This is a genomic window from Caldimonas manganoxidans ATCC BAA-369 (assembly GCF_000381125.1).
GTDB lineage: Bacteria > Pseudomonadota > Gammaproteobacteria > Burkholderiales > Burkholderiaceae_C > Caldimonas > Caldimonas manganoxidans.
Map to the genome: position 1 here is coordinate 1 of NZ_KB905954.1, position 17,228 is coordinate 17,228.

Here is a 17,228-nt window from a genome sequence, read left to right on the forward strand (position 1 = left end):
CAGGCCACGGGGCTGTGGTTGGCGGCTCACACCTCGCGGGTGTATGAGTGGCCGCAGGCCGTGCGCGATGCCATCGGGAAGCCGCTGCGCAAGGGGGCGGGCTGGTGAGCCGGCGACCGATGGGGTGGGGGCTGGAGCTTTTGTACGAACACGGCCACCATGTGCTGCCGATTTATGCGGCGGGCGACCGGGTGGCGCGCAGCAGCGCCAGCCTGGAAGAGATCAAAAAGCGTGGCGGCAAAAAACACATTGACGTGGTGCCCAACCCTGGCAGCGGGGTGCAGCGCATGCACTGCTTGGCCTTCACGGTGCGCAAAAGTGCGGAAGATCCCACGCTGATTGGGCACTTTCAAGTGGCGACGGGCTTGGCGCTGAGCGAGCCCATGCTGGCCCCGCTGTGGGCGCACATTCGCCGCTGCATGACATCGATCGGGGGGTGGGCAGTGAGTGCGCCGTCGAAGCCGTCTTCCAGCGCATCATGTCGCCTCGGGTGGCGCTGGACTCACCAGCGCCAAGTCCAGATGAAGTCCAGCGCGTTTTCTTGGATGCCGGCCTGGGCTCGCACGGTGAAACGCTGCGCGGCACGATAGATGAGTTGCCATGTTCCGCTGGTGGCATTGAGCGAGCGTTCATAGCCGACGTACCAGCGTCGCGACAACTGCTTGCCCACGCTGACGATGGTTTCGGCCACGCCGGCACTGTCTTCTTGGCGCACGGAGAGTTCGTCCAGGCCGATCATGCGGGTGAGGTCCCCGGTGGGGGACTCGCCTTCGCCGGCCACCAGCGCCAACACGGCGCGTTGCAGCAAGGCGGCCTCGGCGCGGGCCAGCTGGCCGCTGCCGCGGCCCAGCACCAGCCAGGACAGCTTGTCGGTGTCGCTCATCTCGGGCTCGGAGAACAGCCGCACGCGAGGGCTCTCGGCCGTGCCGGTGATGGCTACACCGACCCGGATGTCGGTGTTCGGCCGTGTCGCTTCGATGTCCAGGCGTGGGTTGTCCGGTGCACCGACGAAGCTGATCACGCCTTTGTCGATCGTGAGCTTCTGGCCATAGGCGGCATAGGTGCCGTCGGCCGTGCGGATGTCGCCATGCAGCGCAGGGCGCCCGCCCGGAGAGGTCAGGCGCAAGGCGCCAGTGAGCCGTGTGTCCAGACCGCGACCGCGCAGCCGCAGGCGCTCGCCGGCATCCAGCCGCAGATTGAGCGCCACGGCGCGCCGTGGCGCCGTCTGCCGGCGCGGGTCCTCGTCGGCGCGTGGTTCGGTGCGCCGCACCACGACATCATCGGACAGGCTGGGGGCGTCTGCGCGTGAGATGTCGATCAGACCTTCGTCGATACGGAAGTCGCCGTCGGCCTGCAAGCGCTCGGCCTCCAGGACGACTTGCGCACTGCCGCTGAGGACCATGCGGCGGTCCACGCGCGACAGCAGGCTGAATCGTTCGGCTCGCACTTGCAGTTGGGCACGTGGATGCTGGCCCAACTGAGCTTGGCCATGCAGTTGCACTTCGCCCTCGCCGGCGCGGGCGCGCAAGGTTTCGATGCGCGCCGTGTCTCCCTGCATCACCAGGTGCAGTTCGCCGTCGCGCAAGTGGATGCCTTGCAGCAGGTTGCGCACTTGCACGTCGCGCGCGCGCACCTCGCCGGTGAACTGCGGGGCCCCCCAACGACCGCCGACATCGGCGCGCAAGCGCAGCTGTCCGCCCAGCCGCCAACCTGCGGGCACCCAGGCGGCCCAGGCGCCAAGGTTGTCGACGTCGGCTTGCACAAACCCGCGCAGCGTGGCCTCGGGCGAGGGCCAACCATCCTGCGGGCGCGCTTGCACGGTTTGCTCGCCCCAGACTCGGCCGAGCCGGGCGCCGGCCATGGCCTGGGTGAAGCGCCACAGCCCATCACGGGCTTGCAGGCTGAGGCGCAGCTCGGTGAGGTCGAGCCGTTCGACCAGGCCACCGGGTTCTTCCACTTGCAGGTCGCCGCGCACTCGCACGATGTCTACATCGGCCTGGACGCTGGGTGCACTGCGCAGCCGCAAGGAGGCGCCCAGCTCAAGGTCGCCCGTCCAGCCGAATTCGGGTTGGAGGTCGCGCAGCAGCGGGGCGATGGGCAGCGGATCGAGCCGGGCCTGGGCCTGCAGCACGGCGGACTGACCGGCCTGCGCGGCTTGGTATGACACTTCGTCCCAGCGCAAGGTGGCTGCCTGGCGGCCTGCTCGCAAGCGGGCTTGACCGGCGCCCAGGCTGAAGCGAGCGGCTTGCCCGGCTCGATGTTCCCATTGCAGCGGCACGCCGCTGACATCGAGCCATGGGAGCTGCTGCGGATCGACCGGGCCCACCACGAGACGCTGCAATCGCCCTTGCCAGCCCTGGATGGCATCGAAGGCCCCGTCGCGGGGCAGGTCGGCGCTGCCGGAGACCTGCAGTTGCAGTTGCACCGGCTGGGCGTGCGCTGCATGGACGGTCTGCTGGGCGGCGTCGGCCGGGGCGGCCCAGGGCAGGACCAGGTTCGAGCGACCGTCCACACGCAGCCGGTGGTCGTGCAAGGGGCCCTCCAGCTGCAGCGTGACGGTATCGATACGCCGGTCTCGGTGTTGCAGGCCGTCCATGCGCAGCTCGAGTCGCTGGAGCGCCTCGCGGGCCGAAGCGAGGTCCCAATGGCCTTCTGCGCTTTGCAGGAGCCAGTCGTTCCAGCGCAGGGCGCGGCCCTGGAGCTGCCCGTCCAGACGCTGCGGTGCGGCTGCGGCGCCCCAGTGGATGCGGGCATTCAGGCGCAGGGCGCCTGCCAGTCGGACCTCTGGCTGCCAGGCGTGCAGCAGTGGGGCCACGCGGTCCAAGGCCGCAGCATCCAGGTTGAAGGTCAGCGTGTCGTCGGCGTGTGCAGGCCGCTGGCCAGGCAGCTCGCCGTTCCAAGTCAGGCGGTTGGCGTCCACCCGCAGCTGACCTTCGGTGCGTCCCGGCAAGCCTGCACGCTCGGCCTGCCACAGCAGCAGGCCTTGCACCGGCAGATCCGCCCACCGGCTGTCGTCCACCCGCAGTTCGGCCTGGCCGCGCCAGCGCGCCATCCAGGTCAGCAAGGGCTCGCCCGGGTTGCGTGGCGGCAGGGTCAAGCGGGTCTGCGCCTGGCCGGACAGGCGGTGCTCCCCATGGGCGGCCGCCCCGGCGCCGAGGGCTGGCCACCAGGTTCGAGGATCGAGGTCTTGCCAGCGGGCCTGCACACGGGCTTGCACCGCTTGCCCGGGCGGGGTGTCGACTTCGGCTTGCACTTCGGCCCGCGACGAGCCGGCGCGGACCGTCAATTCGCGCACCAGGCTGCGCAACCGGGAGAACTCGCCGTCCAGCGACAGCGCCACGGACTGGCGCATGCCACGTGCATCCGGCAGGCTGCCGTCGAGCCGGGTGCGCACGGCCACGGGCTGACCCGCCCCGCCCGAGCCCAGTTCGAGCGGGCCGCTCAGGCGCAAGGCCGGCAGTCGGCCATCCAGGGCCGCCAGATCGAGCTGCGTCAGCTCCAGACGAGCGCTCCAACCCGACGAGGGCGACCCGCGGCCTTCGCCTCGCAGGCGGCCGGCTTCGCGCATCGCTGGCCCCAGCACGGCTTCGAAGCGCTCCACCACCCAGCCCTCCTGCGGCCGCAGGTCGGGGCTGCGAGCATCCAGCACCAGCTCCCGCAGGGGAAGACGACTGGCATCCCAGCGGTCGGGCCGGGCATTGCGCAGCCGGATCCTCACCGCTGCGTCCACCGTCCCGGGTTGTGGATGGCCGAGCTGTGCGTGCACTTGGCCACTGAGCGCCGTGCGCGGGGCGGCGCTGAACAGGGCGGCCAGGTCCAAGGCTTCGAATCGTGCATCCAAGCGCTCCAGTGGGGCCGGGGCAAACGGTGTGAGCGTCGCCTCGGCCCGCAGGGATTGCTCGGCCGCCGACAGCTCGATGCTGACGGGCAGCTGGGCCAAAGGACCTCGGGCCTCGAGCCGGGCCTGCCAGCGGGCGGCGCTCGTCGGGCCCTCGGGCAGCTCACCGTCGAGGTCCAGCGCGGCATGCAGCTCCAGCGGCGCCAGGGCCCCCAGCTCGGCTTGGCCATGCAGGCGGAGGCGGTCCCAGCGCAAGCTCAGCACGTCGAGGCGGTGCGTGCGGCCCTCCTGGCTGCCCAGCTCCAACTGGGCCGTCAGCTCGCGCATCGGCGGCATCGCCTCACTGAAGGACAGCTCGCCGATGCGCACTGAGCGCAAGCGCAGGTGCAGGGGCGATTTGAGCTCCGAGGGTGGCGGGGCGGCGTCGCCGGTGGGGGCCGCCGGGGGCAGCCTCAGGTGCAGGCGCTCCAGGGCCAGCTGCGTCACTTCCAGGCTCAAGCCTTGCCCCGACGGCTCGGCGCTCCAGCGCAGGCCCTGCCAGGCCAGGCCGTCGATGGTCACGCCATCGTGCGGCCGGCCGGGGCTGGATAGATCCCAGTGCACCCGACGGGCCGAGAAGTCGCCCAGCAGCGGGCCTTGTGGGTCCAGCACCGTCAGTCGCGGCACGGCGCGCAGCAGCCAGGCCGTGCCGGTGGCCGTGGTCAAGGCGGCCACCAGCATCCCGACGATGGCCGCCACGGCCAACAAGGGCAGCACCAGGGCCAGCAGCCATGCCATCCAGCCCGGCCGGCGCCGGCTGGACGCCGGCGCGTCGGGTGGGGGCGCGGTGGGCGCCGCAGAGGCGGTGGGCGGAGTCGGATCCATGGGTCAATACGCGATGCCCACACTCAGATGCAGGCGCCAGCGTTTCGTGGCTTCGCCGTAGGCCGCATCCACTTTGAGCGGGCCCACGGGGCTGCGCCAGCGCAGTCCCAGGCCCCAGCCCAGCTTGGCGTCGAAGGCGGACCAATGATGGGTGGCGTCGCCGGCGTCGACGAAGACGGCCCCCCACCAGGAGCGCAGACGGCCTGCCCCCAGCGGGCGGGCTAGTTCCAGGCTGGCGGTGGCCAGCACGTTACCGCCCACCGTCTCGCCGCCTTCTTGCGGGCCGATCGAGCGAGAGGGATAGCCGCGCACCGAGTCGTCCCCCCCCGCCCGAAACCGCAGGGTGTCGGGCACCTCGACGTTGTTGGGTGTGAACACCTCGCCGCCTTCGATGCGCGCGCTGGCGTACCAGCGGCCCAAAGGCAGATAGCCACTGAGCCGTCCATAGACCCGGCTGAAGGGGCCTTGGCCCGCATCGCTGCGGGCATGGCCGGCGCCAAGTTGGGCCGAAGCCGCGATGCCGCGGGTGGGCAGCAGCACGTCGTCGACATGGCGCCAAATCCATTCGTAGTTGGCCGTCAGCGCGCTGGCGCGTTGGCGCCCGAGGTCGGTGGTGACGATCGCGGTGGTGTACTCCCCGTAATACAAGCGGTCGATGCGCTCGGTGTCCTGGGTGCGGCCGACGCGCAAGCGGTAGCTGTCGGTCGGGGCGCTGCGGTCGCTGCTGAAGCGCTCGCCGGCGAAGGCCAGCAAGTTGCGGTACTGGTCGGCCTTGGGGTGGGAGGTCCATTCGGAACTTAGTGAACGCTGGTCACGCCCCACTTCCAGCTTGTGCTTGGCCACCCAGTTCAGCCCCAAGGGCCGGCGGTGCAGGTGCTCGATCGTCCCGCGCTCTCGCGCCACGTCGCTGTAGCCGATGCCCAGGGTCAAATCTTGCAGCGGCGCCTCGCGCACGGCGATCGTCACGGGCGCGGCCTGCGCGCTGGCCGGATTGGGGTCGACCAGCACCGAGGCCGATTCGAACAGCCCGCTGCGCTGCAGACGCTCTTGCAAATCGAGCACCTGCTTTTCGGTGTAGCGATCCCCTGGGCCGAAGGTGAGCTGGTGACTCACCGCCTCCTCCCGCTGCTTGGACAAGCCCTCGATACGCACCGGGCCGAAGCGAAACAGCGGTCCGCTATCGGCCACGACGAACAGGCGTACCGTGTTGCGCGGCGCATCCACTTCGGCGGCCGTGCCGGCCCAGCTGGCCGCCGGGTAGCCGTCGCGACGCAGCCGGCCCAACAGTTCGGTTTTCTCGGCCGACCATTGGTCTTGCGAAAACGGCCGTCCCTCGCGCAGCCGCCAACCGTCTTGGATCTCCTGCAGCAAGGCCTGGTCACGCGCATGGCCGGCCTCGGCGCGTTCGACGATTTCCCCTTGCACTTCGAGGGTGGTCCGGCTGACGCGCGTGCGCTCGCCTGGGTCCACCTCGATGCGGATCAGGGGCGGTTGGCCTTCCTCGCGGTCGATGCGGATCGTGGGGTTGAAGTACCCCCGCGTCTCCAGCAGTGAGCGCGCCTGCGCCGGCGTGGCGGCGATCAGGCGCCGCACCTCGGCCTCGGTGGCCTCGGCCAATGCAGGATCGGTGCGAAAGCGCGCCAGGTCGAGAAAAGTGCCCAGCAAATCGGCCAGATCGTCCGGGGCCTCGATGCGCAAACGGTACGGTGCCGCGGCGGTGGCTTCTTCGGTGTGGGGGGGCGGCTGGACCTCCTCGGCGGCCTGAGCCGGGGCCGCCGCCATGGCCACACAGGGCAGCAGCGACCACAGGGCAGCGCGGCGCCGAGTCTCGATCATTTGCTCAACAGACGCATGGCTCCTTCCAACCCGGACAGGGTCAGCGGAAACATGCGCTGATTCATGAGCTGCTGGATGATCGCGATCGATTGACGGTAGCCCCAGATCCCCTGGGGCTCCGGATTGATCCAGGCGTACTTGGGAAACGCCTGCGTGAGGCGCTGCAGCCATTGGGCCCCGGGCTCCTCGTTGTTGTACTCCACGCTGCCGCCGGGCTGGAGAATCTCGTAAGGGCTCATCGTGGCATCGCCCACGAAGATGAGCCTGTAGTCCTTGTTGTACTTGCGGATCACATCCCACGTCGGGAACTTCTCACTGAAACGGCGGCGATTGTTCTTCCACAGGAAGTCGTAGACACAGTTGTGGAAGTAATAGAACTCCAGGTGCTTGAACTCAGACTTCGCGGCGCTGAAAAGTTCCTCGACACGGTGGACATGCTCGTCCATCGTGCCGCCCACGTCCATCAGCAGCAACACTTTGACCTGGTTGTGGCGCTCGGGCACCATCTTCAAATCCAGCCATCCGGCATTGGCGGCGGTGGAGCGAATGGTGTCGTCCAAATCGAGCTCGAGCTGCGAGCCTTCCCGGGCGAAGCGGCGCAAGCGCCGCAACGCCACCTTGATGTTGCGCGTGCCCAGCTCCACGCTGTCGTCGTAATCCTTGTATTGGCGCTGGTCCCACACCTTCACCGCACTGCGATGGCGACTGCGGTCTTGGCCGATGCGAATGCCTTGCGGGTTGTACCCATAGGCGCCGTAGGGCGAGGTGCCGCCGGTGCCGATGTAGCGGTTGCCGCCTTCGTGGCGCTCTTTTTGCTGCTCGAAAAGCTCGCGCAGACGCTTCATCAGCTCGTCCCAGCCGAGTTTTTCGATCAAGGCCTTTTCTTCGGGCGACAGCTCCAGCTCCAGGCGCTTTCGCAGCCACTCCAGCGGAATCTCCTTGGAAAAATCGGCCAGCAGCTCCACGCCTTTGAAGTAGCTGCCGAAGGCCCGGTCGAATTTGTCGAAGTGGGCCTCGTCCTTCACCAAGGTCGTGCGGGCCAGGTAGTAGAACTTGTCCACCGTGGGGCCGCCTTCGTCGTCGATGACACCGCTCTTGATGGCTTCCAGCAGCACCAGGAATTCTTTGATCGACACCGGCAACTTGGCCGCGCGCAGGGTGAAGAAAAAGTCGATCAGCATGAGAGTCTGGCAGATGAGGACTCAGCGGGGCCGGGTCAATTGATACTGCAGATGCGCTTTCACCTCGGGCCACTCTGCGGCGGCAAGGCTGTACATCACCGTATCACGCACGGTACCGTCACGGCGCAGCGCATGATGACGCAGCACACCGTCTTTGCGAGCGCCCAGCCGTTCGATGGCCCGCTGGCTGACGAAGTTGAAATTGTCGGTGCGAAACCCCACGAGCCGCGCGCCCAGCACCTCGAAGGCATGGGTCAATAGCAGCAGCTTGGCGGTGGTGTTGACATGGCTGCGTTGCCAAGACCGGGCATACCAGGTGTAGCCGATCTCCAAGCGTTCCACCGCGGGCACGATGTCATGGTAGCGGGTGCTGCCGATCACGCGGCCGCTGGGCACATCCACCACCGCAAAGGGCAGCATGTGGCCCTGGGCCTGCCCCGTCAGCGCCGCGGCAATGTAGGCATCGAATTCCCCGGGCGCTGGCACCGAGGTCACGCGCAAGGTCCACAGCTGACCGTCGCTGGCCGCGGCCTCCAGCGCGGGCGCATGCTCGGCCCGCAAGGGCTCGAGTCGCACCTGGCCGTGCTGCAGGACGACGGGCTCGGGCTTGTTCATGGCCTCATCGATGGTGGCGCTGCATGAACACGAGTTTCTCGAACAGGCTCAAGTCCTGCTCGTTCTTCAGCAAAGCCCCCACCAGCGGCGGGATGACGACCTTGTCGTCTTCGCTTTGTAGCGCTTGGACCGGAATGTCCTCAGCCACCAGCAGCTTGAGCCAGTCCAACAGCTCCGAGGTGCTGGGTTTCTTCTTCAATCCGGGCAGGTTGCGCACGTCGTAGAAGTTCTTCAGTGCGGCCGCCAGCAATTCCTTTTTCAGTCCGGGGAAGTGCACCTCCACGATGCGTTTCATCGTCTCGGCATCGGGAAACTTGATGTAGTGGAAGAAACAGCGGCGCAGGAAGGCGTCGGGCAGCTCCTTCTCGTTGTTGGACGTGATGAACACCAGCGGGCGGTGCTTGGCGCGGATCATCTGTCGCGTCTCGTACACATAGAACTCCATGCGATCGAGCTCGCGCAGCAGGTCGTTGGGAAATTCGATGTCCGCCTTGTCGATCTCGTCGATCAGCAGCGCCACCGGCTGCTCGGCCTCGAAGGCCTGCCACAGCACGCCCTTGATGATGTAGTTGTGGATGTCTTTGACCCGCTCATCACCGAGCTGACTGTCGCGCAGCCGGCTGACCGCGTCGTATTCATACAGCCCCTGCTGGGCCTTGGTGGTCGATTTGATGTGCCACTGCAACAGCGGCATGCCCAGCGCGCGGGCCACTTCCTCGGCCAGCATGGTCTTGCCAGTGCCCGGCTCACCCTTGACCAGCAGCGGGCGCTTCAGGGTGATGGCGGCATTGACCGCCAGTCGCAAGTCGTCGGTGGCGACGTAAGTGTTCGAGCCGTGAAACTTCATGAAAGATGTGCCGGATCAAGCATGGATGGGTGCAAAGGCAGTATAAGCGGGCTGGCTATAATCGTCGGTTGATTCCAAACACCGACGATGCGTCGCGCGCCCATGAAGAAATTCAAATCCACGATGACCGCGCTGGCCGCTGCGGCTGGCTTGAGTGCCTTCTATGCGGGCGCGGCCCTTGCCCAGGACGTCAAGGCCGGTGAAGCCAAGGTCGCCATGTGCATCGGGTGCCACGGCATTCCGGGCTACCAGGCGAGCTTCCCGGAGATCCACAAGGTGCCGATGATCTCCGGCCAGAATGCCAAGTACATCGTCGCAGCATTGAACGCCTACAAAAAGGGCGAGCGCAAGCATCCGACGATGCGCGGCATCGCCGAATCGCTGTCCGAGCAAGACATGGCCGACATCGCCGCCTTCTATGAGCAGCAGGTGCCGCCGGCCAACGTGCCGGATGCCCCGGCCCGGACGCCGCGTGCCGAAGTGGCTGCTTTGCTCGAGAAGGGCGGTTGCGTGGCCTGCCATGGTGCCAATTTCAACAAGCCCATCGATGCTGGCTACCCCAAGATCGCCGGCCAACATGCGGACTATCTGTATGTGGCGCTGAAGTCCTACAAGACCGAGGGCAACCCGATCATTGGCCGTGGTAATGCGATCATGGCCGGCCAGGTCAAGCCCTTCACCGATGCCGAGCTCAAGGCCATGGCCCAGTACATCGCCTCGCTGCCTGGGGATCTGCGTGTGGTGCCGCAATCTCGCTTCCGCATCGGCGCTGCTCGCTGATCGCATCGACTCCGACTCCCCCAGAAGGTAGAGAAGGCCGCTGCCGTGCAGCGGCCTTTTTGTCGTCCAGAAGCCATCAAAAGCGCGTCTTGGGCGTGCCGCCGGCGCCCGTCTCGGTGTGGGCCGCCAGATCGTCCAGGATGGGGCACTGAGGCCGTTCGTCGCCATGGCAGTGGGCGGCCAGGCGCTCCAGGGTCCGCTTCATCGCCTGCATGGATTCGATGCGACGCTCCAGCGCGGCTGCATGGGCCAGCGCGATGCGTTTGACCTCGCTGCTGGGGCGCTGCTCGTTGCGCCACAGCTGCAGCAATTTGCGGATTTCTTCGATGCCAAAGCCCAGGTCGCGGCAGCGGCGGATGAAGCGCAGGGTGTGTATGGCCGTCTCGTCGTATTGCCGGTAGCCCGCGGCGGTGCGAGCGATCGGGGGCAACAACCCCAGGCTTTCGTAGTGGCGAATCATTTTGGCGCTCACGCCCGAGGCCCGTGCGGCCTGACCGATGTTCATGAGCGGCTCCCGGCCGTCGGTGTCCAACGCTTCAGCCACAAGGCATTGCCGATCACGCTCACACTGGAGAAGGCCATCGCCGCACCGGCGAGCACCGGGCTGAGCAGGCCGAAGGCCGCCAGCGGCAGGCCCACCACGTTGTAAATGAACGCCCAGAACAAGTTCTGGCGGATTTTGCGTGTGGTGCGGCGTGACACCTCCAGGGCATCGGCCACCAGGCGCGGGTCGCCACGCATCAACGTGATGCTGGCCGCATGCATGGCCACGTCGGTGCCGGCGCCCATGGCCACACCGACGTCGGCAGCGGCCAGTGCGGGCGCGTCGTTCAGGCCGTCGCCGACCATGGCCACCCGTCGTTGCCGACCCTGTGCGTCCGGTGCTTTGAGTTCGGCGATGACGCGGGCCTTGTCCTGCGGGAGCACTTCGGCGCGGACCTCCGAGATGCCCAACGCCGCTGCGGCGGCCAGCACGCTGCCCCGGTTGTCGCCGCTGACCAGCACGGTTCGGATGCCCTGGGCATGCAGCCGGGCGATGGCGTCGCGGGCTTGGGGCTTGAGGGCATCGCCAAAGGCCAGCAGGCCCAACAAGCGCGGCGTCGGTGCGGTTTCGGCCAACCAAGACACGGTGCGGCCCTGGGCTTGGAGTGCCTGGGCCGGGCCGGCCATGGGGGCGAGGTCCAGTCCCAGCTCCTGCAGCCCGCGGGCATTGGCCAACACGAGATCGCGCCCGTCCACCCGACCGGTCACACCCCGCCCGGGCAGGGCTCGCACGTCTTGTGCGGGCGTGTAGACCACGGCGCGGCGGGCCGCGGCCTGCAGCACCGCACGGGCCAGCGGGTGCTCGCTGCCGGACTGCAGTGCGGCGGCCCAGGCGAGCAAGGCATCGTCGGCGATGCCCGCGGCGGGTTGCATCGACACGAGCGTCGGTTGCCCCATGGTGAGCGTGCCGGTTTTGTCGAAGGCGACGGTGTCCACCGCATGCGCCACTTCCAGGGCCTGTGCGTCTTTGATCAGGATGCCATGGCGCGCCGCGATGCCCATGCCCACCATCAGTGCGGCCGGCGTGGCCAAGCCCAGCGCACAGGGACAGGCGATCACCAGCACCGACACCGCATGGATCGTGGCGGTGGACCAGTCGCCCGTGGTCAGGCCCCAGGCCAGCACGGTGACGAGGGCCAGGCCGACGACCAGGGGCACGAAGACCGCACTGACCTGGTCGACCAGGCGTTGGATCGGCGCCTTGCGGGCCTGGGCCGATTCCACCAGCCGCACGATGCGTGCCAGAGCGGTTTCGGTGCCCACGGCCCGGGTGCGCAACACCAAGTGTCCCTCGGCATTGATCGAGCCGCCGGTCACGCGATCGCCTGGCCCCTTGCTCACGGGCAGGCTTTCGCCGGTCAGCAGGGATTCGTCCACATGGCTGTGGCCCTCGAGCACGTCGCCATCGACGGGGACACGTTCGCCGGGCTGCACCAGCACGATGTCGCCGACCACCACCTCGCTCAGGGGCAGCTCCAGCTCTTGCGCGCCGCGGCGCACGCGCGCGGTTTCGGGGGCCAGGGCCTGCAGGGCGCGGATGGCTTCGGTGGTTTGGCGCTTGGCACGGGCTTCCAGCCATTTGCCCAGCAGCACCAAGGTGATGACCACGGCGGAGGACTCGAAGTACAGCGCCGGCATGCCACTGTGATCGGTGATCAGGCGGTACACACTGAGTCCATAGGCCGCGCTGGTGCCCAAGGCGACCAGCAGATCCATGTTGCCGGTGCCAGCGCGCAGGGCCTGCCAGCCGGCGCGGTAAAAGCGTGCCCCCAGCCAGAACTGCACCGGCGTGGCCAGGGCCCATTGCAGCCAGCCTTGCAACATCCAATGTCGTCCAAACAGGTCGCCCAGCATCGGCACGGCCAGCGGCAGCGACAGGATGGCGGCCAGCACCACCGCCTGGGCCTCGCCGAGGCCGCGCCTTGGGGAATCCGCCGGTGCCGGGGCTGCCTGCGGCAGGTGAGCGAGGTAGCCGGCTTGACGCACGGCGCTGAGCAAGGCCGCATCACTGACGCCGCGCAAGGCCGTGACGGTGGCGGTTTCGGTGGCCGGATTGACATGGGCCTGGATCACTCCTGGCACGCGCTCGAGCGCTTTTTCGACCCGGTTCACGCAGCTGGCGCAGCTCATGCCTTCGATGCGCAACCGACGTTCGTGCCGGGGCACCTCGTAGCCGGCGGCTTGCACCGTGCTCACCAGCTCGGGCAGTGGGCACTGACCCTGCACGGTGGCCGATTCGGTGGCCAGATTGACTTCGGCGCTTTGCACTCCGGGCAGGCGTCGCAACGCGCGTTCGACACGCCCCACGCAGGAGGCGCAGGTCATGCCTTCGATCGGCAGGGTGTAGGTGCTCATGGCATGGCTCGCGCAGGAGACATCGGCGCTCAGGATAAACCTTCCCCTGATGTCAAGGTCAAGCCACCGATTTGACCTTGCCACCATGGCAAGGTCTAGAGTACGTCCATGTCCAATGACCAACGAGGCCCCGCCATGATCGAACTGACCCTCAAAGACATGACCTGCGGTCACTGCGTGCGCACCGTCACGCAGACCCTACAGAAGCTGGATCCGCAAGCGCGCGTGGACATCGACTTGCCGAGCCAGCGTGTCAGGATCGAGACCCAGCAGCCGCTGGAGGTGGTGCGTCAGGCGCTGGCCGAGGAGGGCTATCCGGCCAGTTGAAGGCGAAGGCTCAGCGCGTGGCGCGCCGGCGCACGCAGTCGATGTAGGCCTCCCCATCGGGGGGCAGGCCGCTGCGCTGAGAGGTCCACAGCATCTGGCCCAGGCATTCCATCACCTCGTGATGGGCTTCATGCAAGGAGCCCAAGCGACGTGCGAGCAAGTCCGTGGCCTGGCGGATGCCGCGCGGCTGGTCCACGCTGGTCTGCTCGCTGATGGACAAATGCATCGCCAGGTGCAAGAAGGGGTTGGTGCGCCCGTCCTCGACGCGGAAGCTGGCGGCCACCGCCGCTTCGGCATCGGCCAGGTCGCCGTGGTATTCCGGGTGCTGGCTGATCCAGTCCGCCGCCAGGGCTTCCATCGGCGATAGCGGCTCACCGGCGCGTTCCTTGCGGTAGGTTTCGCAAAAGAATCGCCGCACGTCGTGTTGGGTCGGGGCAAACATATGACAATTCTGCTCCTTTGCTGCTGAACGGAAAAGGACACCATGCAGATCACCACCGAACAGCTGTTCGATCACGCGCGCACGCACAACGCGTGGCTGGATCGGCCCGTCCCCGAAGACACGTTGCGCCAGCTCTACGACATGATGAAGTTTGGCCCCACCTCGGCCAATTGCAGCCCGCTGCGCATCCAGTTCGTCATCAGCCCGCAGGCCAAGGCGCGTTTGGTGCCGCTGATGGATGCCGGCAACCAAGCCAAGACGGCCCAGGCTCCGGTGACGGCCATCCTGGGCATGGATCTGGCGTTCTACGAGCACTTGGGCGAGCTGTTCCCCCACAATCCAGGCGCGCGCAGTTGGTTCGAGGGCCAACCCGCCAAGATCGAGGCCACGGCCTTTCGCAACTCCAGCTTGCAAGGGGGCTATTTCATCTTGGCCGCCCGTGCCCTGGGCTTGGACTGCGGGCCGATGAGTGGCTTCGATGCGGCCAAGGTGGACGCCGAGTTCTGGGCCGGCACCCAGGTCAAAACCAATTTCATCTGCAATCTGGGCTACGGAGATGCCCGTCAGCTCTTTCCACGCAGCCCGCGCTTGAGTTTCGAGCAGGCGTGCCGCATCGTCTGAGCTGCCTCGCGGCGGGGGTGGGCTTGGTCGGCTTGCGCATGAGGTCGTGGTATGAGGTCGTGCCGTCTTGGCGCGGCTTGGCGACGGCGCGACGGCCCGCCTCGCCCGATGGGCTCGTGCTGAAAGGCCCCCATGGATACTGAGTGGCTGGCCTGGCTCATCGACGACCCCTGGTTCTATGCGGCGGCCATTCCGGCCGTGCTGCTGATGGGGTTGTCCAAGAGCGGTTTCGGTTCGGGCTTCGGGTCGCTGGCCGTGCCGATCATGGCCTTGAGCGTGCCGGTGCCGCAGGCGGCGGCCATCATGCTGCCGCTGTTGGCCGTGATGGATCTGCTCGGTGTCACGGCCTACCGGCGCCATGTCGATTGGGCCCTCATTCGCCAACTGTTGCCGGCGGGCTTGGCCGGCACGGTCTTGGGCACGCTGTCCTTCGGCATTTTGCCGGCGGCCTGGGTGGCGGCGGTGGTAGGCGCGCTCACCTTGCTCTTCCTGGCCCAGCGTTTGTTTTTTCCGCCGCGCGCCGATGCCCCGCCGCCGCGGCCAGGGTGGGGGCGGCTGCTGGCCATGGCCTCGGGCTTCACCAGTTTCGTGGCCCATGCCGGGGGGCCGCCGATCAACGCCTACGTGCTGCCGCTGCGGCTGTCGCCGGTGGTGTTCTCGGCCACGATGGCGGTGTTCTTCGCAGCGGTCAATGCCTCGAAGTGGATCCCTTATGCCTGGCTGGGCCTGATCGATGGCCGCAACATGGTCACGGCCCTGGCCTTGTTGCCGTTTGCGCCCTTGGGGGTGTGGCTGGGCGTGCGCCTGGTGCACCGGGTGCGGCAGGACTGGTTCTACCGGCTGGTCTATGCCGGCATGTTCCTCACCGGCTGCAAGCTGCTGTGGGACGGCCTGCGCTGAATCGGCCCGGTTGGCAAAGGCTTCGGCCTCTGTTGCATGTGTGCAACGGAGGGGCGGGCTAACATTGCCGCCTACCAATCCGAACACGGAGGGCACGATGCGGGTGATCGTGGTGGCCAATCCGAAGGGCGGCGTGGGCAAGTCCACGATCGCAACCAATCTGGCGGGGTACATTGCATCGCAGGGGCACCGGGTGATGCTCGGCGATGTCGACCGCCAGCAGTCCGCCCGCACGTGGCTGGGCTTGAGGCCCGAGACGGCCCGCCCCATCGCTGGATGGGACGTGGCCCATGATCACATCGTGCGCCCGCCCAAGGGCACCACCCACGTGGTGCTGGACACCCCGGCCGGGTTGCACGGTCGGCGCTTCGACGAGGTGATGAAGCTGGCCGACCAGGTGCTGGTGCCGCTGCAGCCGAGCATCTTCGACATCTATGCGACCCGCGCATTTCTCGACCAGGTGCTGACGCATCGCAAGTCCAGCCAGGTCAAGGTGGGCGTGGTCGGCACGCGGGTGCGCGAGCACACCATCGCAGCAGACCAGCTCAAAGCCTTCGTGGCGCAGCTCGAGGTGCCGGTGCTGGGCTACTTGCGCGACACCCAGATCTACATCCACCTGGCCGCGCGCGGTCTGACGCTGTGGGACGTGGCCCCGGGTCGGGTCGAGCGCGACCTGCAGCAATGGGCGCCCATCGTTCAATGGTTGCAATTGTGAGTGAGTCCGCATGAGAGTCTTCGACACCCTGGAAGAGCTGCGCCCGCTGGTGGGCCAGTCCATCGGCACCAGCGACTGGATCACCATCGATCAGGAACGGATCAACCGTTTTGCCGACGCCACCGGCGACCATCAATGGATCCATGTGGACCCCGAGCGCGCCGCTGCGGGTCCATTTGGCACCACCATCGCCCACGGCTTCCTCACGCTGAGTCTGTTGCCGCTGTTTTTTGCCACCGGCTTCGAGGTGCGCCAGGTGCGCATGGGAGTGAACTACGGGCTCAACAAGGTGCGTTTTCCAGCGCCGGTGCCCGTGGGCAGCCGGTTGCGGGCGCACTTCAAGCTGTTGGCCTTCGAGCCCCTGGACCAGGGAGGGGCGCAGCTGACGGTGGAAGCCACCGTCGAACGCGAAGGCTCGGCCAAGCCGGTGTGCGTGGCCGAGTCGATCAGCCGGCGCTATCCCTGAGCCGATCGCCATCGGCGGGCTCCACACCCCCCTTTGGGGGGAGCGTTGCGCGGCGAGTGTCCACTAGCATTGCGCCCTGTCACGGATCGATAATGAGCATGGCCGCGGCCAGGGGGCGGCTCACGGGTCTTTGTGAGGGGTATGGGATGCGAGTACTGCTGGTCGACGACCATCCGCTGATTTTGTCGGCGCTGCAAACCGTCATTCAGAGCCTGGGTGACGATGTCGAGGTGCAGGGCGTGGGCAGTGGCCGCGCCGCCCGCGAGGCCTTGAAGCGTGATGCCAATTTCGACTTGGTCATGCTCGATCTGGCCTTGGGCGATGCCAGCGGCTTCGATCTGCTGGCCGAGTTCCGCCAAGCGTATCCGGCCCTGCCCGTGGTGGTGGTGTCGGCCTCCGATCGGGCCTCCGACGTGATTCGTGCCATCGATCTGGGCGCCATGGGCTTCGTGCCCAAGCGGGCGTCGAATGACACCTTGTTCGAGGCGCTGCGGGTGGTGATGTCCGGCGGCATCTATGTGCCGCCGATGACCCTGGGGCGCCATTCTGAAGCCGCCTCTGCGCCGGTTGGCGGCGACACCGAGCCAGACCGCTATCTGCGCACGGTCAGCAGCGTGGCCGAACAGAGCGGGTATCAGAACGTGCCCTCACCAGCGACGCTCGGACTGACGCCGCGCCAAGCCGAGGTGCTGGCGCTGTTGCTCAAGGGCCAGCCCAACAAGCTGATTGCTCGCGAGCTGGGCTTGTCCGTCGAAACCGTGAAAGACCATGTGGCTGCGGTGCTGCGTGCGCTGGGCGTGAGTTCGCGCACCCAGGCCGTGCTGGCCATCAGCCAGATGAGCCAGCAGCATGGGGCCTTTCCGGCCTGGCGCGCGTCGCAGCACTGAACGCACCCCTG

At 67.3% G+C, this 17,228-nt stretch carries 15 protein-coding genes; 7 read left to right on the plus strand and 8 right to left on the minus strand.

All coding sequences use genetic code 11. The features are described 5' to 3' along the window. Positions 1–502: 502 nt before the first annotated feature. Genes F615_RS18560 through F615_RS0112850 form a run of 5 tightly spaced genes read right to left on the minus strand, consistent with a single transcriptional unit; the run spans position 503 to position 9,181 of the window. Positions 503–4,702 carry a translocation/assembly module TamB domain-containing protein gene (locus F615_RS18560; RefSeq protein ID WP_083932474.1) on the minus strand — a complete coding sequence of 1,400 codons (4,200 nt, stop codon included), beginning with the start codon at positions 4,700–4,702 and terminating at the stop codon, positions 503–505. A gap of 3 nt (positions 4,703–4,705) precedes the next feature. Then, positions 4,706–6,538 carry an autotransporter assembly complex protein TamA gene (locus F615_RS0112835; RefSeq protein WP_019561592.1) on the minus strand — a complete coding sequence of 611 codons (1,833 nt, stop codon included), beginning with the start codon at positions 6,536–6,538 and terminating at the stop codon, positions 4,706–4,708. After that, positions 6,535–7,719: a vWA domain-containing protein gene (locus tag F615_RS0112840; protein WP_019561593.1), complete on the minus strand. Its 1,185-nt coding sequence runs from the start codon at positions 7,717–7,719 to the stop codon at positions 6,535–6,537. The genes F615_RS0112835 and F615_RS0112840 overlap by 4 nt, the downstream gene beginning before the upstream one ends. Positions 7,720–7,740: 21 nt before the next feature. Beyond that, positions 7,741–8,334 (minus strand): GNAT family N-acetyltransferase, encoded by a 594-nt coding sequence (locus F615_RS0112845; protein WP_019561594.1) that lies wholly within the window; start codon positions 8,332–8,334, stop codon positions 7,741–7,743. Between the two features lie 4 nt (positions 8,335–8,338). Beyond that, entirely contained in the window at positions 8,339–9,181 is an 843-nt protein-coding gene (locus F615_RS0112850) for an AAA family ATPase (RefSeq protein WP_019561595.1), read from the minus strand. Between the two features lie 102 nt (positions 9,182–9,283). On the opposite strand from F615_RS0112850, the gene F615_RS0112855 reads away from it, so the two are divergent. Beyond that, complete coding sequence (locus F615_RS0112855) at positions 9,284–9,961, plus strand: c-type cytochrome (protein WP_019561596.1); 678 nt, start codon at positions 9,284–9,286, stop codon at positions 9,959–9,961. A 76-nt stretch (positions 9,962–10,037) separates the two neighbouring features. On the opposite strand, the gene cueR is transcribed toward F615_RS0112855, so the two are convergent. Together cueR and F615_RS0112865 are read right to left on the minus strand one after the other, a co-directional pair. Beyond that, on the minus strand, positions 10,038–10,466 hold the full coding sequence (gene cueR / locus F615_RS0112860) for a Cu(I)-responsive transcriptional regulator (protein WP_019561597.1): 429 nt from the start codon (positions 10,464–10,466) through the stop codon (positions 10,038–10,040). After that, positions 10,463–12,859 carry a heavy metal translocating P-type ATPase gene (locus F615_RS0112865; RefSeq protein ID WP_019561598.1) on the minus strand — a complete coding sequence of 799 codons (2,397 nt, stop codon included), beginning with the start codon at positions 12,857–12,859 and terminating at the stop codon, positions 10,463–10,465. Before F615_RS0112865 ends, cueR begins: the two co-directional genes overlap by 4 nt. 135 nt (positions 12,860–12,994) lie before the next feature. Here F615_RS0112865 and F615_RS0112870 point away from each other — a divergent pair, with 135 nt between their 5' ends. Next, positions 12,995–13,186 (plus strand): heavy-metal-associated domain-containing protein, encoded by a 192-nt coding sequence (locus tag F615_RS0112870; RefSeq protein ID WP_019561599.1) that lies wholly within the window; start codon positions 12,995–12,997, stop codon positions 13,184–13,186. 10 nt (positions 13,187–13,196) lie between these two features. Here F615_RS0112870 and F615_RS0112875 read toward each other — a convergent pair whose 3' ends face one another. Then, entirely contained in the window at positions 13,197–13,628 is a 432-nt protein-coding gene (locus tag F615_RS0112875) for a DUF1841 family protein (RefSeq protein WP_019561600.1), read from the minus strand. 42 nt (positions 13,629–13,670) lie between these two features. Between F615_RS0112875 and F615_RS0112880 the strand changes: the two genes are divergently transcribed. The 5 genes from F615_RS0112880 to F615_RS0112900 all read left to right on the plus strand — a co-directional run bounded on the left by F615_RS0112880 (position 13,671) and on the right by F615_RS0112900 (position 17,217). After that, complete coding sequence (locus F615_RS0112880) at positions 13,671–14,249, plus strand: malonic semialdehyde reductase (RefSeq protein WP_019561601.1); 579 nt, start codon at positions 13,671–13,673, stop codon at positions 14,247–14,249. A gap of 132 nt (positions 14,250–14,381) precedes the next feature. Further along, complete coding sequence (locus tag F615_RS0112885) at positions 14,382–15,149, plus strand: sulfite exporter TauE/SafE family protein (protein ID WP_019561602.1); 768 nt, start codon at positions 14,382–14,384, stop codon at positions 15,147–15,149. A 97-nt stretch (positions 15,150–15,246) separates the two neighbouring features. Beyond that, positions 15,247–15,864 (plus strand): nucleotide-binding protein, encoded by a 618-nt coding sequence (locus F615_RS0112890; protein WP_019561603.1) that lies wholly within the window; start codon positions 15,247–15,249, stop codon positions 15,862–15,864. A gap of 10 nt (positions 15,865–15,874) precedes the next feature. Beyond that, positions 15,875–16,330, plus strand: a complete 456-nt coding sequence (locus F615_RS0112895; RefSeq protein ID WP_019561604.1) for a MaoC family dehydratase — start codon at positions 15,875–15,877, stop codon at positions 16,328–16,330. 146 nt (positions 16,331–16,476) lie between these two features. Next, positions 16,477–17,217: a response regulator gene (locus tag F615_RS0112900; RefSeq protein WP_019561605.1), complete on the plus strand. Its 741-nt coding sequence runs from the start codon at positions 16,477–16,479 to the stop codon at positions 17,215–17,217. Positions 17,218–17,228 lie beyond the last annotated feature (11 nt).